Raw genomic sequence first — 15819 nt, 5'->3', positions numbered from 1 at the left:
CCCCGCCCGGTCAACCGGGCGGGGCGCTGTCGTTTTGGCGGTTGGTCAAATGTCTATCGGTTGGGGCGGCGCTCAAATCGGTGAAAGCGTCACCCGGCGAATCAGCGCGGTGACCGCCATGGCCTCTTCAAGCGCCAGGGCGTCGCACGCCTTTCGCGTGAGCTGCGCGCGAAGCGTCTGCGTGCCCACGCGCAGGCGAACCTCGATCTGATGCGGCGTTTGCGGCAGGCGCGTCATTGCCTCGATCACCGCGGGCAGCGCGTCGAGTTCGCTGGTGGACGGCGCGATTGATCGGGCCAGGCTAACGTCGCGGGCCTTCACGTGCAGCCGAACGCGCTGGCCCTTCGCCAGCGCCGGTGCGGGAATTGTAAGGCTCGGGAAGTCGTGCGATGCGCCTGAGCCGATAACCACCTGGGTGAGCCCATAGGCCGCATCGTGATCGACGATGGTGGCCTCAAGAAGCGAGGCGGCCTCGAACGCTTTAAGCGTCTCGGTAAGATCCAGACGCTGCAACAGCGCGCAGAGGGTGTCGCTTGCCACCACTTGCCCGGCGCTCATTACCACCAGGTGGTCGGCGATGGCGGCGATCTCGTCGGCGTCGTGGCTGACGTACACCACCGGGATGTCCACCTGACGCGTAAGCGTTGCGATATAGCGCAGAAGCTCCTGCTTGCGCGCGCCGTCGAGCCCGGTCAACGGCTCGTCCATCAGCAGCATCTGTGGGTCGCTCAAAAGCGCCCGGCCGATGGCGACCCGGCGCGCCTCACCGCCGGACAGCGCCCCGGGCATGCGCTCGAGCAGGTGCCCAATCCCGAGAAGCTCGACGAGGTCGTCAAAGCGCGATGCCGCGTGCGCCGGCATGGCGTAGGTGAGATTGCCGCGCACCCGGTAGTGGGGGAACAGCCGCGCCTCCTGGAAGACCACGCCCAGCCGGCGCTGGTGGGGGGGCACGAAAATACGTTTGGCGCTGTCCACCAGCACTCGCTCGCCGAGTTGGATGCGGCCGGTATTGGGGCGCTCGAGCCCGGCGATCAGGCGCAGCAGGCTGGTCTTGCCGCTGCCGGAGGGGCCGAACACGCCGGTCACGCCGGCCCCGGGCAGGTCAAGCGCGGCGCTCAGATGAAACGCCCCCAAGTGCTGGTCGAGCTCAAGCGAAAGCCCGGTGGCCGGGGGGCTGGGTTCAGTAGGCATCGCGTTCCTGCACTCTCTGTCGGGTCCGTCTAGCAAGCCATTCCGATGCAATCAGCGACACCAGCGCGATGACGATCGCCAGCACGCAGAGTCTGGCCGCGGCGCTTTCTCGCCCCGGGCTCTGAATCAGCGTGTAGAGCGCCAGCGGCAGCGTGCGGGTTTCGCCGGGAATGTTGGAGGCGAAGGTGATGGTGGCGCCGAATTCGGACAGCGCCCGGGCAAAGGCGAGCATGGTACCGGTCAAGAGCCCCGGCACCGCCAGCGGTAGGGTGATCGTGGTGAAGACCCGCAGCCGCCCGGCGCCCAGGGTGCTGGCCGCGGCTTCGAGCTTGGGGTCCACCGCTTCGAGTGACAGGCGCAGCGCGCGCACCAAAAGCGGAAACGCCATCACGCCGCTGGCTACCGCCGCGCCCTGCCATGTGAAGGGCAGCGACACGCCAAACGACTGGTAGAGCCACGCCCCGATGACCCCCTGGCGGCCCAGCGCCACCAGCAGCAGATAGCCCACCACCACCGGCGGCAGCACCAGCGGCAGGTGGATCAGCCCGTCAACCAGCGCCTTGCCGCGAAACTCGAAGCGCGCCAGCCACCAGGCCATGACGATACCCGGTGGCAGAATCCAAGCTACGGCGGCCAGCCCGATCAAAAGGCTCAGCCGAATCGCTTCCCACTCCGCAGGCGTTAGCATCAGGGTCGGCTGATGGCGGTGTCGAAGCCGTAAGCCTCGAAAATAGCCAGCGCCGCGTCGCTTTCGAGCCACTCTCTGAGCGTCCGTGCGGCTTCGCTCTCCTTTGCGCCGACCAGCGCCGCCGGGTAGGTGATCGGATCGTGACTCTCCGCCGGGAAAAGCCCCGGCACGCGCACGGTGTCGCTTGCGAAGGCATCGGTCTGGTAGACCACGCCTGCCGGTGTTTCGCCGCGCTCGACCAGCGCCAGCGCGGCGCGCACGTCACTTGCCCGCGCCAGGCGCGGCGCGAGTGCCTCCCACTCGCCGAGCGTCTCCAGCGCCTGCCTTGTGTAGATGCCCGCCGGCACGTGGTCCGGGTCGCCCACCGACAGGCGATCGCCTGTACCCAGCAGGTTTTCGATCGGCGCGCCGTCGCCCGGAGTGAACGTTTTTGGGGAGTCGTCGCTTGCACTGACCAGTGCCAGGCGATTCTGTAGCAGATCCCCGCGGGCGCTTACTTCAACGCCTTGTGCTTCGAGCCAGTCCATCCAGTCGACGTTGGCGGAGACGAACACCTCGGCGGGGCTGCCGTTGGCGATCTGACGTGCCAGCGTCGACGACGAGGCATAGACCGGCGTGACGTCGATATCGTGCGTCGCCTCGAAGGCGGCGATGGCCTCGTTCATGGCATCGGTCAGCGAGGCGGCGGCGGCGATCTGAACGTTCTCGGCGGCGTGAGCCGACAGCGGCGCGCAGACCAGCGCAAGGGCGACGAACGTGCGAGGCGAGGCGAGAGTCATTGTAGATATTCCCGTTATTTCCGTTTGGATATAGCGGAGATTAAAGCCAACCCGATCAATGATCAAGCGCCGTTATCGCAAGCGCTCGTCTCGGCCGCCCCGGGCGCCAGGAGATCGAGCAGGGCACGGGCGTCCTCGGCATCTTCCAAGGCCAGGCGCCGCTCCAGAGCGCGAAAGTGGGCGATCACCTGGCGCCCGGTGGCGCTGAGTCGCGCGCCGCCGCGCTCGTTGCCTCCGGCGTGGGTCTCGACCAGCGCCTCGAGAAAATGGCCGTTCATGGTCTCGATCAGCTGCCAGGCTTTCTTGTAACTCATGCCGAGCGCTCGCCCGGCGCTCGAGATCGAGCCGCTCTCGTCGATGGCTTCCAGAAGCGCCACCTTGCCCGGGCCGAGAATCACGTCGCGGTGCAGCGCCAGGCGCAGTTGAAAAGTGGGGATAGGATGGTGGGTACGCGTCACGGCGGGCTCCGACAGGGTTACGGCGCCCAGTGTAGCAGCTGCCCGCCATCGCGGGGCGAGCGTTCACGGCTCAAGGCGGCGCCGGTAAAGCCATCCCACGTCGACCCCAAAGGAGTAGAGCGAGGCGATGAGCGCGCTCAGTGCCAGAAGCGTTGCGCCGGTATGACTCGTGAGCGGCGTGAGTGCCAGAAGCAGCGCCACGACCTGCCAGACGCACACCGTCTTGCGGCGAAAGCTTTCAAACAGTGGCGCGCTCAGCCACTCAAGGCGCCAGCTTGCCAGCACGAAGGCGTAGCGCATGCCGCCGATCATCAACACCCACGCACCGAGGGATTCGAGCTTCAACAGCGCAATGCACAACAGCAGGATCATCAGCGCGTCGAGCTCCATGTCAAAGCGCGCGCCGAAGCGGGAGTGGCTGTTGGTCTTGCGCGCCACGAAACCGTCGACGCCGTCGAGCGCCAGCGACACGAGCGCCACGGCGAGCCACAGCCAGATCGCCTCGATAAAGGCGCGCTCGGCCAGCGCCCCGGCCACGATAGCGACCAGGATGGCGCGGGCCAGCGTCACCCGGTTCGCCCAGCCAAGCGGTCCGTGGTCCCAGTAGCAAAGCGTCAGCAGGGCGATGACGCCATAAAGTGCCGCCGTCACCGCCCAGGTGGCGGTCGAGACGAGCAGTGGCGAAAGGATCGTGCCTGCCGCGATCAAAGGCCCCGCGCCCAGCGCCAGTTCGAAAAGGGTAAAAAGGCGCGGGCGCGTTCTGGCAACAGGGAACACAAAGGGCATGGCGACTCACAAAGCGGCGCTCGACCGCGCGATCGTTATAGGGATTCTTCTGCGTTCGAGGTGTTAGGGTTACCGAGCCCGTGCCCCGAAGCGAACATGGATGAAGGCGGCATTTTGACCGCGGTGGGTGCTTCGGCTTCCAGGCTACCGCCACCGAAGGCAAATGAAAAGCACCGATGGCATTGAAAAGTGGCGAAAACCTGGCAATGCTTGAATGATGAACGATAAGAACGGATTAATCACAGGGAATTGTTTTTATGCCGCTGACGGAAACCGCCAGTGCTCTTTGGATCACACGCCCGCACACGGCCGAGATCCGACCTGAAACGCTCGAGGCGCCGCTGGATGACCAGGTTCTGGTACGCGCGCTTTATAGCGGCGTCAGCCGGGGAACGGAGTCGCTGGTGTTCAACGCCCGGGTGCCGCCCAGCGAGTACGCCCGCATGCGCGCGCCTTTTCAGGCCGGCGACTTCCCGACACCGGTGAAGTACGGCTACTGCAGCATCGGCGTGGTCGAGAAGGGGCCGGAAACGCTGCGCGATAAACCCGTTTTCTGCCTCTACCCGCATCAAACCCGCTACGTCGTACCGGCAAGCGTCGTCGTACCGCTGCCGGAAGGACTCCCCGCTCAGCGCGCGGTGCTCACCGCCAACATGGAAACCGCCATCAACGGCGTGTGGGATGCAAGCGTGCAGCCCGGCGAAAGGCTCTGCGTCGTGGGTGCCGGCGTCGTCGGCGCGCTGGTGGCCTATCTGTGCGCCCAGATCCCCGGCACCCGCGTGCATCTCATCGACATCAACCCCGAACGCCAGGCGCTGGCAGCCGCGCTGGGCGTCGAGTTCTGCACCCCGGACAACGCCCCGACCGACCAGGACGGCGTGATTCACGCCAGCGGCCACGGTGAAGGGCTGCGCCTGGGCCTGTCGCTTTTGGGCAGCGAAGGGCGCCTGATCGAGATGAGCTGGTTTGGCGAAGGCGACACCGCGCTTGCCCTTGGCGGCGCCTTCCACTCACAGCGACTCTCCATCAAGGCAAGCCAGGTCGGCCAGCTGCCCGCCGCGCTCAAGCCGCGCTGGGATTACCGCCGGCGCCTGATGCTTGCGCTCGAGCTTTTAAAGGATGAGCGGCTCGATCACCTGATCAGCGGCGAGTGCACGTTCGACGAGTTTCCCCAGGCGGCGCCTTCGCTGTTCGGCCCTCGAAGCCAAGCGCTTTGCCACCGCATTACCTATCCCGTGACCGGCTGATTACAGCGCTGCTCACGCTTATTCATGTCTTGCGACATCAAAAAAGGATGTTCCCATGTACCGTCTCTGCGTTCGCGACCACTTCATGATCGCCCATAGCTTCAACGGCGAAATCTTCGGCCCGGCCCAGCGCACCCACGGCGCCACTTACGTGGTCGATGTAGTTTTCCAGCGCCCGGAGCTCGATACGGACGGTCTGGTGATCGACATAGGCCTTGCCAGCGACACGCTCAAGGAGGTGCTGGCGAGCTACAACTTTCAAAACCTGGACGAGGTGCCCGAGTTCAAGGGCAAGAACACCACCACCGAATTCATGGCTGGCGTGATTTTCAATGCGCTGGCCAAAGGGATCAAGGAGGGGAGGATGGGCACCACCGCCCAGGGCATTACCCACATGGAAGTGAAGCTTCACGAGTCCCACGTGGCGTGGGCAAGTTACGAAGGCGCATTATGAGCCAAAGCCGCGCTTTGAGCGAAAGCCCCGCGTCGAGCGAGCGCTTCACACTGATGGTGGCCGGCGCGCTCGACCAGCGCACCGGCGGCTATATGTATGACGCGCGCATGGTCGATGCGCTGCGCGGCCAGGGTCACTGTGTCGAGGTGGTCGAGCTCGGCGGGCAGTTTCCGCTGGCCTGCGACCGGGCCGCGGGAGAGTTCGGTGAGGCGCTTGCCAAGCTCGACGATGGCGAGCGCGTCATCATCGACGGGCTGGTCATGGGGAGCCTGCCGGACATCGTCGCCACCCACGGTGCGCGCCTGGATATCACCGCACTTCTGCACCACCCGCTGGGTGACGAGCAGGGCCTGGAGGAGGAAACCCAAGCGCGGCTGCACACGAGCGAGCTCGAGGGGCTTCAAAGCGTGACCCGCATCGTCGTCACCAGCCGCTTCACCGCGCGTCGATTGGATGAGCTTGCCAGGCAGTACCAGCTGCCCCTGAGCGCACCCATAGCGGTCGTCGAGCCCGGCGTCGAGCCGGCCCCCATCAGCCAGGCGCCGTTGAATGACGAGCCGATTCGGCTTTTGTGCGTAGCCACGCTCACCCCGCGCAAGGGCCAGAACGTGCTGATCGAGGCGCTGGCCGGGCTAAAGGTGCGCCGCTTTCAGTGCGACCTTTACGGCGCCCCGCGCGACGAAGCCTTTGCCGCCGAGGTCGCAGCACTCATCGAGCGCCACGACCTCTCGATGGTCACGCTTCACGGCGAGTGCGACGCCGACACGCTGGAAGCCGCTTACCGCGGCGCTCACGCGCTGGTGCTGCCTTCCTGGTACGAAGGCTACGGCATGGTGGTGACCGAGGCGCTGGCCCATGGTCTGCCGGTGATCACCACCACCGGCGGGGCACTGGAGGATACGCTGCCTGAAAACGCCGGCCTCGGCGTGCCCCCCGGCGACAGCCAGGCGCTTGGTGAGGCACTCGAGCGCTTTCTGAGCGACACTTCTCTGCGCGCCCGCCTTTATGAAGGAGCGCGTGAGGCGCGCGAGGCGCTCGGTGACTGGCAAGCCGCTGGCGCCGCGTTCACCCGGGCACTGAAGCGTCCGGCGCACTTCTCGACAGGCAGCCGCTTCGCCGCCGATTGGCTGACGCTTAGAGAACGCGTCGACATTGGGGCGCGAAGCCGCGAGCTTGCGCAAAAGGCCGGCGAGTGGCTTGCCCGCGAGCCCGGTGAGGCGGTCATTGCCGATCTTGGCTGTGGGCGCGGCAGCAACCTGCAGTTTCTCGCGCCGCTGTTCCAGGGCGCACACACCTGGCAGCTGTTCGATCACGACGAGCAGCTTCTTGATGAAGCGAAAGCCCGGGCTGAGGCGCTTACGAGCGCAAGCCATGAGCCGGTATCCGTCGAGGTTCACTGCGCGTCGATTGCGGACCTGGACCACCCGGCGCTGGCATCCGTTCGGCTCGTCAGCGCCTCGGCGCTTTTGGATCTGGTCTCACAGGCGTGGATCGAGTCGCTGGCCGACCGGTGTGCCGACAAGCGTCAGGCGGTGTTGATCGCGCTGAGCGTCACCGGGCAGTGGTGCTTTCTCGATGAGCGCGGTGAGGCGCTCGAAGACGGTGACGATCGGTGGGCGCGCTCACTGTTCAACGCCCACCAGGCTCGCGACAAGGGGCTTGGCAGTGCGCTCGGCGGCGCGGCGCAAACGGCGCTTGCCCAAGCGCTTGACGCCCGCGGCTATCGCGTCGAGCAGGCGGATACGCCCTGGCGGCTGGAGGCCGGCGACCGCGAACGGCGGCCGTTGGCGTGCTCGCTCATCGAAGGCTTTGCCGAGGCGATGACCGAGCAGGCACCGATGGAGGCAAGCCGCATCGCCCAGTGGCGCGATGCGCGCCTGACAGGCGTTCGCGCAGGCGTGCTCGGGGTCTGGGTCGGCCATCAAGATCTGCTCGCCCTGCCCGCGGACAAGGCGTAGCCGGTGCGCGCGCTCGTTTGGCTTAAAACTACCTGGGTGCAGCGGGCCTTGATGAGTCTTGCGCTGCTGGGGGCGGTGACGTTTTGGGTGAACCCTGGCGACATCGTGCGTGAAGTCACGCGCTTTTCACCGGGTTGGGCGGCGCTGGCGCTGCTCATCAGCGTAGCCCAGGTAATGCTGAGCGCCTGGCGCTGGCGGCTTACTGCCACATGCCTGGAGGTGCCGCTTCGCTACCGCTACGCGCTCGCCGAGTACTATCTGGCGCTGCTGGTCAATCAATTGCTGCCCGGCGGCGTGCTGGGCGATGCCGGCCGCGCCCATCGCCACGCCACGCAGTCCGCCAGCCGGGCAAGCGCCTGGCGAGCGGTGGTGCTCGAGCGCGCCTCGGGCCAGGCGGCGGTGGTGCTTTTAATGGTGCTTTCGCTTTGCGCGTCGCCGCTTTGGCACCGCTCGCTGGGGATCACCGGCATCGTCACGCTGCTGGGGGGGCTTGCGCTTTTCGGGGCGGGCCTGTTGGCGCTGGGGGTTGGGCTGGCCCGCACCGGGGCGCTGCCGGCCTGGTGCAGCGCGTTTGGGCGCGATCTGCGCCGAAGCCTTTTGAGACGCCGCGTTTGGTACTGGCAGTTATCCTCATCCCTTGCCATTGTTATTAGCTACGGCCTGGTCATGGTGTGTGCGGCCCGCGCCATCGGCATCGAGCAAAGCGCCTTGAGCATTCTGGCGCTGGCGCCGGTGCTGCTGCTGGCCATGCTGATTCCGCTGTCGATCGCCGGGTGGGGGCTGCGCGAAGGCGCGGCGGCCACGATCTGGATGTTCGTTGGGCTGCCGTCCTCCCAGGGCGTAGCCATTTCGCTTGCTTACGGAGTACTGGTGATGCTTTCAAGCCTGCCGGGCATCTGGGTGGCTCTTGGCCGCCGTGGCAAAGCGACGCCGTCAAACGGCGGCGGCGTTCAGGCAGACATCGAACAGCGTATCGTCACCGCAGCGAAAGGTGCGCATCCGGGGACGCAGCGCGCTCTCCAGCGTATCGATCGGCGTCATTTGGAGTCCCGGCCGGCCGGAGCCGATCAAAAGCGGCGCTACCATCAGATGCAGCGCGTCGATCATACCGGCCTCGATGAATTTCGAAATCGTGATGCCGCCGCCTTCGATCAGAAGTCGCCGGTAGCCGCGCTCGTGAAGCAGCGCGACCACGTCAGCGGGGTCGAACTGACCGGCGTCATCGAGCGCCAGTACGCAGTGTGTGGCACGACTTTCCAGGGTGTCGACCCTGGGGCCGGTCACGTGCAGCGTGGGAGGCTCGTTACTTTGCAACACGCCGAGCGTGGCGCGCGCCCGCCCGCGCGGGTCGAGCACCACGCGCACCGGGTGGCGGCCCTCGACGTGGCGCACGGTGAGCTGAGGATCGTCCGCCATCGCGGTGCCCACGCCCACCACCACCGCGTCCGCCAACGCCCTGAGCCGGTGCAGGTGCACCAGGCTCTCGAAGCCGTTGATGTAATGCGAGTGGCCACTTTCGGTGGCGATACGCCCGTCGAGGCTCTGACCCAGCTGTGCCAGCGTCCAGCGCTCGCGCACCGCCAGCGGTGCCAGACACTCCAGCATCGAGCGCGCCTCGATGGTCAGGCTTCTGGCGTCATCGCACTGCCAATAGCCTTCGTCATCGACACGAAGCGAGCCGTCCAGAACGCCGGCGCGCCGGTCGAGCAACCACCGCCAGGCGGTTTCACGCTCGATCAAAGCGCCCTCAAAGCCAGAACCCGTACCGTCAGAACCTACAACACCGTTGGAGTGGGGCATGACGCCTCCATGAAGAGAACAACGTGGAATCATGCCAGGGGCATACGCCCAGCGCAAGCAGCGACCCTTGCCCGCTCGACCAGGCAACCAGGAGGCCTACATGTATCACATTGAACGCGCTATTTTCGACATTCGCCGCGGGCTTCCCGTCATTTTGAAAACCGGCGATCAGCGCCTGCTGGTGCAGGCCCTGGAAGGCAGCGACTCGGTCGATACGCTGGCGAGTCTGTCCGGCTCACGGCCCTCGATGGTTTTGACGCGCCACCGGCTCGAGGCCATGGGCATGTCGCTCAAGGCCGAGGCGGCGAGCCTGCCGCTTCACGAGCAGATCAGCGAAAGCGATCTGCACCGGCTGGCCGTGGCCAAGAGTGAAGCGAGTTCCTCGTCGACGTTGCTCACCGGGCTCAAGCCCGCCGGCAGCGGTGAACGCGCCGCGTTGACGCTGATGCGCCGGGCACTGCTCATTCCCGCCGCGCTCTGCGCCGAGATTAGCGATGACCAGGCACCCGCGATCGACCAAAAGCTTGCGAAGGCGGAGCTTCTGGAGATCGACGCCGACGAGGCCGCCAGGTGCCTGGCCGGGGCGCCGGGGATGCTCAAGCGGGTCAGCGAAGCGCGTATTCCGCTCGAGGAGGCGGCCGAGAGCCGCTTCGTACTGTTTCGCGAGCCGGACGGGCTGCGCGAGCACGTGGCGGTAGTGATCGGCGAACCCGAACGTATGGAAGGCCCGGTGCCGCTTCGCATGCACTCGGCCTGTCTGACCGGTGACCTGTTCGCCAGCCTGCGCTGCGACTGCGGCGAGCAGCTGAGAAACGCGGTGGCGGACATTCAGGCGATGGGCGGCGGAGTGCTCCTGTATCTGGCCCAGGAGGGTCGGGGAATCGGCCTGGCCAACAAGCTTCGCGCGTATACCCTGCAGGATGGCGGACTCGATACCGTCGATGCCGACCAGGTGCTCGGCTTTGGCGACGACGAGCGCCAGTACGCGGTGGCGGTGGATATGCTGCGAGCACTGGCGATCGACAAGGTGCAGCTACTGACCAACAACCCACTCAAGATGCAGGCCCTCGAAGCCGGCGGCGTCGAAGTCGCCTCGCGCCAGGCGCTTTACGGCAGCGTCACGGATCAAAACCACCGCTACCTGAGCGCCAAGGCCAATCGCGCCGGCCACCTGCTCGACGAAGTGCTGGAGAGCCGAGGCCACTGAGCGATCAGTCGTGCGAGCGCTCGGCGCTCGCGCTGTCTTTCAGGTGGGTGAGAAAGATTTAGTCAGTGGGCGTGCCCTGAGTCGGCACGAAAGGGGGCAGCGCCGCGGTTTCCTCGATCACCCGGGCAAGCTTTTTACCGTAGTGCTCGACCAGCCGCTTGCCAAGCGCGGCCTCGGCATTCGAGGCGTTACCTGCCACGCCCTGGGCGCTCAAATCCTCGCCAAGCCAGGCAAACGCTGCCGCGCCTTCGGGGGCGACCAAATGATCCGGGCTTTGCGGGCGCGCAGGCGCCGCGGGCCGGTAGCCCTGCAGGTCGACCAGCGTTGGGGCCAGGTGCAGCATCATGGCCGTTTCCAGCAGCCCGCCGTGCAGCCCATAGCGCAGCTCCTCGGCGTCGATGGCGCCGTCGAGCGGCGGCAGGCGGGTGTAGGTCGCTTTCACCACGCGCAGGTCAAAGCGCTTTCTAAGCGTGAGCGCGGCCAGGTCCATGACCGCCTTGTTACCGCCGTGGCTATTGATCCATACCATCTTCTTGAACCCCGCCCGCCACACGCTTTCACCCAGCGCTTCGAGCGTGGCGATGGCAAGCGCTGGCGGAAGACTCAGCGTGCCGGCGAAGTTGGCGTGCTCATCGCTTGCGCCGATGGCAAGCGAGGGTAGGCATACCGCGTCGATGGATGGATCGAGCGCCTCGAGCGCTGCGCGTTGCAGCCCTTCGCCGATGATCAGGTCGGTGGCGAGCGGCAGGTGAGTGCCGTGCTGCTCGATGGCGCCCAGGGTGAGCACGGCCACCGCATCGTCGGCGGCCACCGCCTTGAGTTGGGGCGCGCTCAGCGCCTGCCAGTGGTAGATCATGAAACTCCTTTTTCGGTGTCAGACGGGGTTGGCCACCACCGGATGATCGACGCGACAAGCGTAAAGATCGCCGGAGGCGAGCCCGTCGGCGCCGTCGTCGAGCCAGCGGCGAATGGCGCTCGGGGTTTGCCACGTGGCAAAGCGAAAGGCGCGCTGCTCGCCGGCGATGGCGTTGAAGCGGTAGTCGCCGAGTCGGGTGATCTCCTCGATACAGGCGTGGCTTACGTGCAAGACACCGGCGACGAACTCCACCGACAGCGCCGCCACGGCGTGGCTCAAGCCCTTGAGCACCTCTGCCTCGAAACCTTCCACATCGATTTTGATGAAGCAGGGCATGCCGAAACGCTCGATCAGCCGGTCCATCGTGGTCACCTCGACGCGAAGTGTCCGCTCCCAAGCAATGTGCTTGAACGCCGGGTTTTCCGTGCCGATGCGCCCGCGCCAGTCGTGGGCGAGCGTCGAAAGGGTCGGGTTGGCGCTGCTGATCGCGATCTCGGCGTGGCCCGGCTCCACCCCCGCCGCCACTGGCAATAGCGTGATGTCATCGTGTTTGATGAGGCGGCGAAACCAGCGCGCCAGCGCCGGCTGCGGCTCGAGTGCCACGACCCTGGCGCCGAGTGCCTGAAACGCGGCGCTGCGATCGCCCAGGTGAGCGCCGATATCGAAAGCGATGTCGCCGGGCACGATGAACGGATGATACAGCCGCCTGAGCCCCTTTTGTCGCCCGGGGCGCCAGTAGACGATCAGCGAGCGTGCCAGACCACCACCGCTTCTAAGCCGTTGACCGAGCGCAAGGCGCATCAGTGGGGCTCACGGGCCGAGGCGCTGGCAGAACGCTTGACGAAACATCGAAACGACTGACACGGCATCTCACCGACCAGCTCGCCGGGAAGCGGCGCGACCACGCCTTCGAGCGGGGCGTGGTCGGGCGTATCGCCCCGGGCGCTGAGGGCGGCAAAGTCATCCAGAAGCGTGGGGCGGTAGGTAATGCTGGGCGTCTTCAAAAGCCCCAGCCGGTGGCTGACGACGCCGCCCCAGGTACCGCTACTGGAGTATTTGACGATGGGCGTGGCCAGTACGAGCCCGGCCCAGGCCGGCGTCAGCCAGAAAAAGGCGTGCAACGAGCACGCCGCCATGGCGACGGCCCAAATCACGCCGCACACCGTCATCCAATAGGTGTGGCGCCAGGCTTCACGCCAGGCGAGCGAGCGCTCGCCGCGGTGCTGGGTTTGCCACTCCACCGAGCGGCCAAGCAGCACGTTGACGATGAACAGGCTGTGCCAGGCCATCATCAAGGGCGCGATGAGCGCGGCGAAGGCGAGTTCGAACAGCACGCTAAGCGTCAGCTTGAAACGTCCGCCGAAGGCGTGCGGGCACTGCGAAAGCGTCAGCAAATAGCCCAAAAGCTTTGGCGCGAGCAGCATGAACAGCGTAATCCACAAAAGCCCCACCGATAAAAGCGGGGGAAACGCGGGGCTTTGAGGCGGCGCGATGGCCTGCACACCGACCAGCAAGCTGGTGCAGACCAGAAGGCCCAGCCACACGACCGACGAAAGATAAGCAAAGGCGCCGAACAGAAAGTGCAGCCGACTAATGGGGTGAAATCCAGCGCCGGAGAGCAGGCGCAAGTGCTGCAGGTTGCCCTGCAGCCAGCGCCGGTCGCGCTTGGCGAAGTCGAGAAAGTTGCTTGGCATCGCCTCAAAACTGTTGTGCGAGGCGCCAGCGTGCGGCGCCTTTTGCGATACCGCCGTGGTGGCGGAGGTATCCAGCAGTACCTGCCAGCCGGCGCGTTTCAACAGGGCGGCTTCGACGAAGTCGTGGCTTAAAAGCTCGCCGCCGAGCGGTGCCTTGCCGGGTAGGGCGGGGAGCCCGGCATGGGCCATGAAGGCGCGGGTGCGAATGATGGCGTTATGTCCCCAGTAGTTGGCCGCATCGCCTTGCCAAAAGCTTTGCCCAGCGGCGAGCATGGGGCTGTAAAGCGCCGAGGCGATCTGCAGACAGCGGCCGAACAGCGTGCGCTGGCCCACCGGAATCGGCACGGTCTGAATCAAACCGACGCGGGGCTCGCGCTGCATCCGATGCACCATGTGCAAAAGCGTGGCGCCGCTCATGAGGCTATCGGCATCGAGCACTACCATGAAGTCGTAGCGCCGCCCCCAGCGCCGGCAGAACTCGGCGATGTTGCCCGCCTTGCGTCCTTCGTTTTTCTCCCGGCGGCGATAGTAGACGTTGATCTGACCGGCCAGGCGTTGCTGCAGCGCCGCCACGTGAGCCGCTTCTTCGCGGGCCTGGGCCTGGGTTTGGGTGTCGCTCAAGATGAATACGTCGAAGTGCTCGCCGATGGCAGGCGAGCCGCCTTCGGTGCGTGCCTGGCTCAAAAGCGAGCGGCAGGTCGCCTCGAGCCCGGCGATGGTCGGCACCGGCGGCTCGGCGTAGATGGGCATGACCAGTGCGGTCTTGCTCATCAGACGGTAGGCGCTGGGCGGCGTTGGCCGCAAACGGCGCAGCGACAGCGGGTCCAGGCGCAGCGCGCAGAGCACGAACCCGCACACCGCGCCCCAAAAGGCCATGGCGATCCAGCTAAAGGTCAGCGCGAACAGCGTCAGCAGGGCGATTTGCCACCCCAGCGCCAGATCATCGACGACGCGGTGCATCGCCAGAAGCCCCACCACGCTGGTGGTGAGCACGGCCAGCGTATAGAAGGCGCGGCGCCAGAAGAGCCCGGGGATGGCGACGGCAGTGATCGGCTGTTCAGTCATCGGGAGTCCACACGTAGTTCCAGGTTTCGCTGATCGGCTCGCTGTTCAACTCGAGCCGCAGACGGATGTCGCTCGTCGCGTTGGCCGGAACGCGAAAGCTTGCGCGCCAGCGGTTCCTTGGCAGTGCGAGCACGTGGGCTTCACGCGCCTCGACCTCACCGGTATCGATGAAAAGCGTTATCGATGCGTCGTCATTCAGGCCTTCGAGCGCGCCGCCTTCGAAATCCACGACGAACTGGCGCTGCGCTTTCGCGGCCGGGTCGCTGGCAAGCCCCGCCTGGCCCTGACGGGTGCGAAAAACGCGCGCCTGGTCAAAGGCCTCGGGGGTGTCGTTCAGCGTGTAGGTGCGGTAGTGAAGCGCCAGTGACTCGCCGGCCTCGAGCGGGGCATCGAAGACCCAGTAGGCGACGATATTGTCGTGGGTTTCGTCCGGTGTGGGCAGCTCGACGAGCTCCACGTGGCCCGGGCCCCAGTTCGCCAGCGGTTCGACCCACTGGCTCGGGCGGCGATGGTAGCGTGCTTCCATGTCCAGGTAGCGGTCGAAATCTCGCTCGCGCTGCATCAAGCCAAATCCGGCCGGGTCGTCGTCGCTGAAAAGCGACAGGCGCGTGTCGCTCGGATTCGAGAGCGGGCGCCAGATCCACTCGTTCTGGCCCGTGTGCATCAAAAGCCCGTCAGAGTCGTGTACCTGGGGGCGGAAATCGTCCGGCCGATGAGCGGTGACATCACCGAAGGCGAACATGCTGGTGAGCGGGGCGACGCCGAGCTTGTCGATATCCTCGCGAGCAAAGAGCTCGGCTTCGACCTCGAGGTTCGTCTGCTCGCCCGGCGTGAGCGTAAAGCGGTAGGCGCCGCTGATCGATGGGCTATCCAGCAGCGCCAGAAAGGTGAGCGTCTGATCGCCTTGCTGGGGTTTGAAAAACCAGAACTCGCTAAACCGGGGAAACTCTTCTGGCTTGCTCGAGGCGGTATCGATGGCGAGCCCACGGGCGGAGAGGCCGTACACCTGGTCGCGCCCGACCAGGCGAAAGTAGCTGGCGCCGAGAAACGCCGCGACCTCGTCGCGGTAGTCGGGGTCGTTGATCGGGTAGTGCAGGCGAAAGCCGGCGTGGCCGCTATCAATGAGGTCTTCACTGGAAAGCGCCCGGGCCTGGCCTTCGTAGCGAAAATCGTCGCGCTCGAAAGGCAGCGGCTCGCTCTGGCCGTCGTCGATGATATTGAGGGTGACGGGTTCCTTGAATAGAAAGCCGCTGTGAAACAGCTGCAGCGAAAACGGGCTTTCGTCGCGCCAATAGGCCCGTTCGGGGGCGAAGCGAATCTGGCGGTAGGCGTCGTAGTCCAGGTTCTCGAGAGCGCTTGAAAGCGGGGCGTTGGGGGGCGTGTACGGGGCCTCGGCCAGCGTTTTGGCGCGCTCGATAACGTTATCGAAAAAGGTGTCGTCTGCCTGGGAGATCGAGGCGTTCGCCAGTCCAAGCGCGATAAGCCACTGTGTGCCAATACGACCTTTCATAAACGGGGTCCCTTCCTTCAAAGGCCATGGGTAATCAATTACCTGGCACCGGAATCGGTTTTTATAACTATTATGGCAGCGGGCGTTTTGACTATCGTTATGTTCCCGGGCAAGCTCGAACGCCCT

The 15819-nt window shown here is 65.7% G+C and carries 14 protein-coding genes and 1 pseudogene; 5 read left to right on the top strand and 10 right to left on the bottom strand.

Annotated elements, in window-relative coordinates; genetic code table 11:
- Positions 1 to 72 precede the first annotated feature (72 nt).
- The 5 genes from modC to RN347_RS12275 all read right to left on the bottom strand — a co-directional run bounded on the left by modC (position 73) and on the right by RN347_RS12275 (position 3902).
- Positions 73 to 1191: a molybdenum ABC transporter ATP-binding protein gene (gene modC / locus RN347_RS12295; protein ID WP_311958400.1), complete on the bottom strand. Its 1119-nt coding sequence runs from the start codon at positions 1189 to 1191 to the stop codon at positions 73 to 75.
- Positions 1181 to 1879 (bottom strand): molybdate ABC transporter permease subunit, encoded by a 699-nt coding sequence (modB, locus tag RN347_RS12290; protein ID WP_311958399.1) that lies wholly within the window; start codon positions 1877 to 1879, stop codon positions 1181 to 1183. Before modB ends, modC begins: the two co-directional genes overlap by 11 nt.
- Positions 1879 to 2658 (bottom strand): molybdate ABC transporter substrate-binding protein, encoded by a 780-nt coding sequence (modA, locus tag RN347_RS12285; RefSeq protein ID WP_311958398.1) that lies wholly within the window; start codon positions 2656 to 2658, stop codon positions 1879 to 1881. Before modA ends, modB begins: the two co-directional genes overlap by 1 nt.
- A 62-nt stretch (positions 2659 to 2720) precedes the next feature.
- On the bottom strand, positions 2721 to 3116 hold the full coding sequence (locus tag RN347_RS12280) for a LysR family transcriptional regulator (RefSeq protein WP_311958397.1): 396 nt from the start codon (positions 3114 to 3116) through the stop codon (positions 2721 to 2723).
- Between the two features lie 63 nt (positions 3117 to 3179).
- A complete protein-coding gene (locus RN347_RS12275) occupies positions 3180 to 3902 on the bottom strand; it encodes a CDP-alcohol phosphatidyltransferase family protein (protein WP_311958396.1) in 723 nt (240 codons plus the stop codon).
- Between the two features lie 257 nt (positions 3903 to 4159).
- Here RN347_RS12275 and RN347_RS12270 point away from each other — a divergent pair, with 257 nt between their 5' ends.
- The 4 genes and pseudogenes from RN347_RS12270 to RN347_RS12255 form a co-directional block, all read left to right on the top strand.
- Positions 4160 to 5149 carry a zinc-binding alcohol dehydrogenase gene (locus RN347_RS12270; RefSeq protein ID WP_311958395.1) on the top strand — a complete coding sequence of 330 codons (990 nt, stop codon included), beginning with the start codon at positions 4160 to 4162 and terminating at the stop codon, positions 5147 to 5149.
- A 55-nt stretch (positions 5150 to 5204) separates the two neighbouring features.
- Positions 5205 to 5603, top strand: coding sequence for a 6-carboxytetrahydropterin synthase (locus tag RN347_RS12265; protein WP_311958394.1), 399 nt, complete (start codon positions 5205 to 5207; stop codon positions 5601 to 5603).
- Positions 5600 to 7561: a glycosyltransferase gene (locus RN347_RS12260; RefSeq protein ID WP_311958393.1), complete on the top strand. Its 1962-nt coding sequence runs from the start codon at positions 5600 to 5602 to the stop codon at positions 7559 to 7561. Before RN347_RS12265 ends, RN347_RS12260 begins: the two co-directional genes overlap by 4 nt.
- Positions 7562 to 7612: 51 nt before the next feature.
- Positions 7613 to 8377 (top strand): annotated as a pseudogene (locus RN347_RS12255) (lysylphosphatidylglycerol synthase transmembrane domain-containing protein); the annotation flags it as partial.
- A 117-nt stretch (positions 8378 to 8494) separates the two neighbouring features.
- Here RN347_RS12255 and RN347_RS12250 read toward each other — a convergent pair.
- Positions 8495 to 9361, bottom strand: coding sequence for a RibD family protein (locus RN347_RS12250; protein ID WP_311958392.1), 867 nt, complete (start codon positions 9359 to 9361; stop codon positions 8495 to 8497).
- A gap of 100 nt (positions 9362 to 9461) precedes the next feature.
- Here RN347_RS12250 and ribA point away from each other — a divergent pair, with 100 nt between their 5' ends.
- The gene (gene ribA / locus RN347_RS12245) at positions 9462 to 10568 is read left to right on the top strand and encodes a GTP cyclohydrolase II RibA (RefSeq protein ID WP_311958391.1); all 1107 of its coding nucleotides are present in this window, start codon (positions 9462 to 9464) and stop codon (positions 10566 to 10568) included.
- A 58-nt stretch (positions 10569 to 10626) separates the two neighbouring features.
- Here the strand turns inward: ribA and RN347_RS12240 are convergent, their stop codons facing one another.
- The 4 genes from RN347_RS12240 to RN347_RS12225 are packed head-to-tail and all read right to left on the bottom strand — an operon-like array spanning position 10627 to position 15693.
- Positions 10627 to 11424: a creatininase family protein gene (locus RN347_RS12240; protein WP_311958390.1), complete on the bottom strand. Its 798-nt coding sequence runs from the start codon at positions 11422 to 11424 to the stop codon at positions 10627 to 10629.
- 18 nt (positions 11425 to 11442) lie between these two features.
- The gene (locus tag RN347_RS12235; RefSeq protein WP_311958389.1) at positions 11443 to 12225 is read right to left on the bottom strand and encodes an FkbM family methyltransferase; all 783 of its coding nucleotides are present in this window, start codon (positions 12223 to 12225) and stop codon (positions 11443 to 11445) included.
- On the bottom strand, positions 12225 to 14183 hold the full coding sequence (gene mdoH, locus RN347_RS12230) for a glucans biosynthesis glucosyltransferase MdoH (protein ID WP_409365757.1): 1959 nt from the start codon (positions 14181 to 14183) through the stop codon (positions 12225 to 12227). The genes RN347_RS12235 and mdoH overlap by 1 nt, the downstream gene beginning before the upstream one ends.
- Positions 14176 to 15693, bottom strand: a complete 1518-nt coding sequence (locus tag RN347_RS12225; protein WP_311958388.1) for a glucan biosynthesis protein G — start codon at positions 15691 to 15693, stop codon at positions 14176 to 14178. The genes mdoH and RN347_RS12225 overlap by 8 nt, the downstream gene beginning before the upstream one ends.
- Between the last annotated feature and the right edge of the window lie 126 nt (positions 15694 to 15819).

It is taken from the genome of Halomonas sp. PAMB 3264 (assembly GCF_031954245.1).
Classification (GTDB): domain Bacteria; phylum Pseudomonadota; class Gammaproteobacteria; order Pseudomonadales; family Halomonadaceae; genus Vreelandella.
Note: the sequence above shows the minus strand (reverse complement) of the source record. Positions and strands in the feature narration are given on the sequence as shown.